Source organism: Bartonella sp. MR30HLJHH (assembly GCF_042194195.1).
GTDB classification, from domain to species: Bacteria; Pseudomonadota; Alphaproteobacteria; order Rhizobiales; family Rhizobiaceae; genus Bartonella; species Bartonella grahamii.
In genome coordinates, this window is the sequence record NZ_JBHIMO010000025.1 from 1 (window position 1) to 8112 (window position 8112).

Sequence of the window (8112 nt, forward strand, 5' to 3'; positions counted from 1 at the left end):
TCAATAGTCTTGTCAATAATGGCGTTAACGAGGCAAAATCCTATACGGATATGAAGTTTGAGACGTTAAATTATGCTATTGAGGATGTTCGTAAGGAAGCAAGACAAGCCGCAGCGATTGGTTTAGCGGTGTCCAACTTACGTTACAATGATGCACCAGGAAAGTTAAGTGTTGCACTTGGTAGTGGTATATGGCTCAATCAGGCTGCATTTGCTATTGGGGCTGGTTATACATCTGAAGATGGAAATACTCGCTCTAGTCTATCTGTGACAAATGCCGGAGGGCGCTGGGGTGTAGGTGTAGGATTAAGCTTAACTCTAAATTAATAAAATTCACTACTATTATTTTCAACAACGCTCCTGTCTATACAAGACAGGAGTGAAAGGGGTTACACGATTAAAAGAACAGTTCTCACAAATAATAATCCAGCATTAATGTTGAAAATAAAAAAGAGAAAAGGTGTGAAGAGTGGTGTATTTTACGCAAATTTGACAAAAGTCGCGGAGGGGGCTGGTTGGTTGTTACATGACTGTGAGCAGCAGATTAAGACAGTTTTTGATGATGCTAAAAAGTATACGGATGATCAAGTCAATACTATAATTAATAATGCTGTTAACGAGGCGAAATCCTATACCGATATGAAGTTTGAAACGTTGAGTTATGCCATTGAAGATGTTTGGAAAAAAGCAAGACAAGCAGCGGCGGCTGTTGGTTTGGCAGTGGCAGGTTCGCGTTAGAACGATACACTAGGGAAGTTGAGTGTTTCATTTGGTACGGGTTTTATGGCGCAGTCAATCCACATTTGCCTTTGGTACTGGTTATACATCAGAGGACGGATTCATTCGCTCTAACCTATCTGTCACGAGTGCAAGAAGTCACTGGGGGGTAAGTGCAGGAGTAAACTCACTGCTGAATTAATAATAAAAATGCATTTACTCTTGTCTCATCAGACAAGAGTAAAAATTTTATAAAGAGGTGATATTTTACACAGAAATTCATAGAGTAGTATACTTACAAAGTTTTATAACAATGTATTCTGTAGTAATAATCTTAGTGGGACAGATTTTAGTTACAGTGAAGCATTTTAACAAAAAAATTTACAAATGCAGAGTGATGTCTTCATATAAATTAATAGAGTGCGCAATCGCACAATATTTAAAAACTGTACGGTTTATTATTTTCTTTGTATGCAGCAGCCGGAATGATTAATTACGCAGCAGTAGCAGCAACGATTAAGAAAAACTCACTTTGATCAAAACAGGGGTATTTAAAGCATAACAATTCAGTAACACTTTTATAAAAGCCCAAAGCGTAAACAATGAAGCTATGGATATAGAATTATTTCATGAATCAAAAAGACGCATTTATAAAAAATAATTAAATCATTTTTTTTCCTTGCTATTTTTTTTAATAGTCTGTAAGAATGTGAAGGATTAGTTAGAAAACACTAAGAATCTTTTCGCAAAGCGGGGTGCGGCAAATCATGAAGAAATCACACAATCATTATCATTTTATTTCAAAAAGCTTTGAGAGATATAAACCCAAAGCTCAAAGGCACCTCGCTTGTTTCCACAACAAAAGCGCAATAGCCCCACAAAAAACGCTCTAAATCACTCAGCAAACAACCTAACCTTCCTCCGCAATAAACATCCTTTATTGCCTCTTCAACACACAACACCTAATAATAGTACACAAACATGTTTCATTTATATTTCTTTCACTTTTCTTCACCTTTACCTTTAAATTTAAAGGCTTTGCTAAAAAAAGAAAACCCTCCCTAAAGGGGGGAAAATAAAAACCTTATTAATTGGGCTATCGCTCAGCGCCGATCACAATCTCATTGAGATCTTAGATAGTCCTCTTCCCTATTATGACAACCCTAATCTTTTATAAAACAAGAAAAAACAAACTCTGGAGCCTAGTAGCACCGGAATGTGTCTTTTTAATGTTTTCAATATTTTTCTTACTTGGAGAATTTATTATGAAAAAAACATATACCACACCACACATGCTAGCAGTGAGTAATTTAAAAAATTCTTGCTCGTCTTATCGATTACCTTTTATTAAAACGCTTTCATTAGTGTCAGTAGCTGTCTTTTTATCAAATGCCTCTCCTGTTTCTGCTTGTGATACGTGGGGTAATGTAGCGAAATATTTTGGTGGTGGTGCAGATATACGTAAAAGTATTGCGCCAACCTATGTGATTGACGGTAACGTGTATAGAGATGTTGGCTCTGCGTTTACCGGTGTGGGAGATTCTTTCCAGCGATGGAAGAATGAAGTTAATGCGAATATTAATAATAAATTTAATCAATATGATAATAAAATTAATCAATTAGTTTCCAATCAGTTTGTTAGGCAAAACAGCGTAGGGACACTTACAATTGGTGCGAACACAGACGGTTATGTAGTAGACTTTGCAAATAGTTCTCGTGAGTCACGAATTGTTATGGGTGTTCGTGATGGTATGGTTGGCCCAGGATCAGATCAAGCAGTCAATGGTAACCAGCTTTATAACTTGGGCACTGGGGTTGCTGAGTCTTTGGGCGGTGGTGCTAACTACTATGGCAATGGAAAATGGTCAGCTCCTGTTTTTCTCATTAAAGCCTTTGATGAGAATGGTAATCAGACACAGGAAAATTATAGGAGTGTCGCGGGTGCGTTTGGTAGCATGAATAATTCTTTTGCGAATCTTAATAAAGCCATTAAAAATGTAGTTTCTGCAGCGGGTGATGTGTTGGTTAAGCAAGATGCTACAGGGACTATTAAAATTGGTGCGAACAAATGGGGTTCTATAGTAGACTTTGCAAATAATTCTCATGAGGCGCGGTTTATTACTGGTGTTCGTGATGGTTTTGTTAACGCAACATCGAATCATGCAGTCAATGGTTCCCAGCTTTATAAATTGGGCGCTGGGTTTGCGAAGTCTTTTGGTGGTGGTGCTAGCTATAAAGATGGAAAATGGAGTGCTCCTACTTTTACAGTTAAGGTCTTTGATAAGGATGGTAAGGGAGCTGACAAGAGCTATCATAATGTTGCAGAAGCCTTTACTGGCGTAAGTAGTTCTTTCACGAATCTTGATAAAAAGATTGAGAATGTAGTTACTAATGTGGTGGGTGATAGTCTTGTTAAGCAAGATACAGCAGGACTTATTACCATTGGTGGAAAAGTAAGTGGAACTAAAATAAGCATTGCAAACGTTGATAATGCGGTTCGGACTCTTTCCGGTGTTAATGCTGGTTCGATTACAGCAACGTCAACTGATGCGATAAATGGTTCTCAACTTTATTCCATGAGCAATGTCGTTGCGAGATATTTTAGTGGTGATGCTGGATATGGTGAAGATGGAAGCTGGAATGCTCCTACTTTTACAGTTAAAGTCTTTGATGAGAATGGTAATGGAGCTGAAACGCAATATGGAAATGTTGCGGAGGCACTTTCTGGTGTAAATAGTTCTTTTACAAATCTTAATAAAAAGATCGAAAGTGCGACAGGCGATAGTTTTATTAAGCAAAATAGCGCTGGGCTTATTACCATTGGGGGAAGCAAAAGTGGCGATAGAATAGATATTGCAAACAGTATTAATACTCCACGAGTTCTCTCTGGTGTTAAGGGTGGTGCATTTACGAAAACATCGACTGAAGCAATAAATGGTAGCCAGCTTTATTTTATGTCTCAGGCATTTGCAAATTATTTTGGCGGGGGTGCTGGATATAATGAAGAGGGGCAATGGTCGGGTCCTACTTTCACGGTTAAAGTCTTTGATAAGGATGGTAATGAGAGTGAGAAAAAATATAATAATGTTGCAGATGCATTTGCTGGCGTGAATAGTGCTTTCACAGCTTTGAATGATCAGATTATTGATATAAAGGATAACGTTGGTATTGGTGAAACAGAGAAGGCATCTAAAAATGGTGATTCAGGTATTATTTCAGAAGGCTTTCCTTTTATGAGAAGCGTATCTCTTTTGAGAAGCTTACCTCTTGTCATGGATGAAGAGGAATATGCCATGGGTGATGATGGGACTCTGCCTCCGGTAACTATTTCTCCTGACATAGAATCAACTCAAGTAAGTCTTATGACTACTTCAGGTAAAAAACGGAGTCTTTTTGGTCTTGTGAATGGTGATATTTCTGCTAACTCAGACGAAGCAATCAATGGTTCCCAACTTTATAATTTCAGCGAGAATCTTAGTTCTTATTTCGGTGAAGGTGCTGGATATGATGAAAAAGACGGCACATGGAAACTTCCAGCCTTTAAGGTTGCGGTGTTTGGTGCCGGCGCTGAGGTTGGGTCGGGAGAGTATCATGATGTAGCTGGCGCGTTTGAAGGTGTACGTATTGGCATGTTGGCGATCAATAAACGTCTTGAGGCTGTTGAACAGAAGGAAACCCCTGGCGTAGCTTCCAATGGATTCCCATGGGACGCAGGAAAAGAAGGGTATGACGCTAGTCATGATGGTAAGCCCAGCAAGATTGTCAATGTAGAGAAGGGTGCTCTTGTAGAAAATTCAACAGACGCCGTGAATGGAGGACAGCTCTGGACGACGAATGAAAAGGTAGCAGCAGTTGAAAACAAGGTAGCAGAAGTTGAAAACAAGGTGAATCTTGCGGTTAGCTATGATGTTGATAAAGAAAGCGGAAAGAAAACCAATAGCATCACTCTAAAAGGTGCCGATGACAGTGAACCTGTTTTGATTACTAATGTTAAAGATGGAGAAATTAAAGGAGGCTCTAAAGACGCAGTGAATGGTGGTCAGTTACATGATTACACAAAACAGCAGATGGAGACGGTTCTTAAAGATGCCAACAAGTATACGGATGAGAAAGTTAACGGTCTTGTCAATAATAGTGTTAACGAGGCGAAATCCTATACCGATATGAAGTTTGACGCACTAAGTTATGATATTACGAATGTGCGCAAAGAGGCAAGGCAAGCAGCAGCGATTGGTTTGGCAGTGTCTAACTTACGTTACTTCGATGATCCAGGATCTGTAAGTGTTTCATTTGGTGGTGGTTTTTGGCGTGGCCAATCTGCCTTTGCTATTGGTGCAGGTTATACATCTGAAGATGGAAAGATTCGTTCTAATCTATCAGCAACCAGTGCCGGAGGTCAGTGGGGCGTAGGTGGTGGAATAACTCTGAAATTAAGATAATATCAGAGTATATGAAAAACTACAATTTAAGCGAAGTTTCGCCCTTGTCTCATCAGACAAGGGCGAAATTTTATATTATAGAGAAGTAATATTTTACAGAGAAAGCCACAGAGTAGTATACTTATAAAGTCTCATAACAATATATTCTATAGTAAGAATCTTAGTGAGATTTATTTTAGTGAGAAGTGAAGCACTTTAACAAAAATTTTACAAATACAGATTAATACTCTCATATAAATTGATAGAGTGCGTAATCGCACAGTATTTTAAACTGTACGTTCTATAATTTCATTGATAGAAAATATCCATTGGGGGGATACGTTTAAAAAAGTAAAAATCCCATTTTATTATTTTACTTATTTGCTCTGTACATAGCAGTAGCAATCATGAGGTACGCAACAGCGGCAATTATGAGTAAGACTCATTTTGATCAAAATGGGATACCTCAAACAAACTATGAAACAGAAGCTCTAGACAAGTCTATAATGCATGGAATCTATGTCTATAATGCATGGAATCTATGAATTTTAAAGTTATAAGGATATTTCACGATTGTATAAATCGGAAAGACTCATTCTGTAAAAACAATTAAATTCATTTTCTTCTTGCTATTTTACTCAACAGTCTATAAAACTAGTCTTTAGTAAGACTCATTCTGGTAAAAACAGAAAAAGTTCTCGCAAAGGGAGGTGCGACGGATCATGAAAAAATCACACAACTATCCTCGTTTTATTTTAAGCTCTACAAGAGAAAAAAACCTAAATCTCGAGAGTATGCCGCTTATCCCTACGATAAAAGCGCACTGATTTCACAACAAATACTCTAAATCATTCGCCGGACAACTTAACCTTTTTCCAGAACAATACCTTATAGCCTCTTAAGCATACAAAATGATCTCTTTCACTTTAAAAACTATAAACCGCAGATCTAACAATAGCGTGCAAATATGTCCCCTTCGTATCCGTTCTATATATTTCCTTCCCCTCAAATTCAGAAATCTTGTTGCAAAAAGAGCACCCTTCTTAAAGGCGGGAAAAGTCAAAAACCCATTAACCAAATCGCTAATCAACCTTAATCGCAGCTTTGCCAGAGTTCTAATCACTTCTGTTCGCCTCTGCGACAAACCTAAACTCTATAGAGAACAAACAAAACCACACCACAAAATCATCCCTAGCGCTGAAATGTGTTTTTTTTATGTTCTGAATATGTTTTTTTTACTTGGAGAATTTGTTATGAAAAAATTATATACCACATCAAAAGCGCCGGTGGTGAGTGATTTTAAAAATTCTTTCTCGCTTTATCAATTACTTTTTATTAAAGCGCTTTCATTGGCTTCAGTGATTATCTTTTTATCAAATATTTCTCCTGTTTCTGCCAAAAATTTAAATCCTAATATTAAGTTTCAAACGCAACCTGCAATTGATACTGCAATTGATACTGCACTTGATACTGCATTTGCGGGTAGGGAAAGTTCTAAGGATGAAGATGCCTTCAAAAATTTAAATCCTAATATTAAGTTTCAAACGCAACCTGCACTTGATACTGCACTTACGGGTAAGGAAAGTTCTAAGAAGGAAAGTTCTAAGAATGTAGCGGATGCATTTTCTGGCGTGAAAAGTGCTTTCACAAGTTTAAATCATCAACTTGAACTTGCTGAGATAAAGAATCCCCTTACTATTGAGGAGAAACAAAATAATCTCTTTTTAAGAAGCTTACCCCCTACACTCAACCGAGCAGAAGGGGAAAGGATGGTAACTGTTGCTCCTAATTCACCATTAACTACAGTAACTTTTCGGAATAGTGAAGGTAAAGATCGAGTTCTTGTGAATGTTGCTGCTGGTAGTGTCGCAAAAGGCTCAACCAATGCGATAAATGGTTCCCAGATTTATGAAATAAACGAAAGGCTTATAAAAATTCTTGGCGGTGGTTATAACGTGGACTCAGCGACTGGAGAATGGTATCCCGGTCTACTGCCTTCAGCGATCTACCGGAGCGGCAGAGTGCTAAAATCCGACGGTGTTCAGATATATACTATGGGTATGGATATAGGGAGGGGTTTCCAGTACGTTGCTAGAGACTTTAACCATACTACAAAAGCTTTAGGCGGTGGTGCTGGCTTTGATCCTAAAATTAAAGATGATAGTGATGCTTGGATTGATCCGACTTACGAAATCTCCAATGTTTCTGAAGATGGTAAAGTGGGAAAGACAAGCTTCAATGATGTTGGTAGTGCGTTTGTGGGTCTTGATACGAGTGTCAAGAATGTGAATACGCATTTAGTGAATGAGGTCAAAAAGTTTGATGAAAAACTAACGAATATTATGCAAGAGGTTCAAAGCTATTCCTTATTGTGGGACAAGACTAAAGGCGCCTTTGTGGCAACGCATGGGGAAAAGAAAAGCAAAACAAATAGCAAGATCACATCGCTTAAGAATGGGGACATTACTTCAACCTCAAGTGATGCTGTAGCTGGTAACCAGCTTCATACCCTAGGAAGCAGTGTTGCAAAATCTTTAGGCGGTGCTGCTAGCTATGAGAATGGCACATGGGTTGCTCCTACATTCAAGGTTAAAACCTTCAATAAAGATGGTACTGCGACTGATAAGTCTTATGACAATGTCGCGACTGCCTTTGCTGGTGTTGGTGATTCATTCGAGAATGTTAAAAATGAGATTACCAATCAGATTACTGATGCGAAAAGTGATTCTTTGAGCTGGAGCGATGCAGATAATGCATTTGTAGCACAGCGTAGAAAGCGGGATAAAAGTGACAAACGTGAGGGCTACAAAAATGAAAAAATTAAGTATCTTGCGGATGGAGATATTTCAGCTAGCTCAACAGACGCAGTAAATGGTTCCCAGCTTCATACCCTAGGGAGTAGTGTTGCAAAATCTTTAGGCGATATCGGTAGATAGTCGAGTAGCACATGAGTGTATACTTCAGTCACGGTTAAGTCC

Annotated in this window: 2 protein-coding genes and 3 pseudogenes; all 5 read left to right on the plus strand. The window is 38.3% G+C overall.

Going from position 1 to position 8112, the window contains the following annotated elements:
- On the plus strand, window positions 1–326 hold a 326-nt coding region (locus ACFIKR_RS08275; RefSeq protein ID WP_375659518.1), incomplete at its 5' end, for a YadA-like family protein.
- 186 nt (window positions 327–512) lie between these two features.
- Window positions 513–918: pseudogene (locus tag ACFIKR_RS09665) on the plus strand (YadA-like family protein); the annotation flags it as partial.
- A gap of 1753 nt (window positions 919–2671) precedes the next feature.
- Window positions 2672–3325, plus strand: a pseudogene (locus ACFIKR_RS09670) (adhesin); the annotation flags it as partial.
- A gap of 1107 nt (window positions 3326–4432) precedes the next feature.
- Window positions 4433–5155: pseudogene (locus ACFIKR_RS09675) on the plus strand (YadA-like family protein); the annotation flags it as partial.
- 1232 nt (window positions 5156–6387) lie between these two features.
- Window positions 6388–8070 (plus strand): hypothetical protein, encoded by a 1683-nt coding sequence (locus ACFIKR_RS08295; RefSeq protein WP_375659522.1) that lies wholly within the window; start codon window positions 6388–6390, stop codon window positions 8068–8070.
- Window positions 8071–8112: the final 42 nt, after the last annotated feature.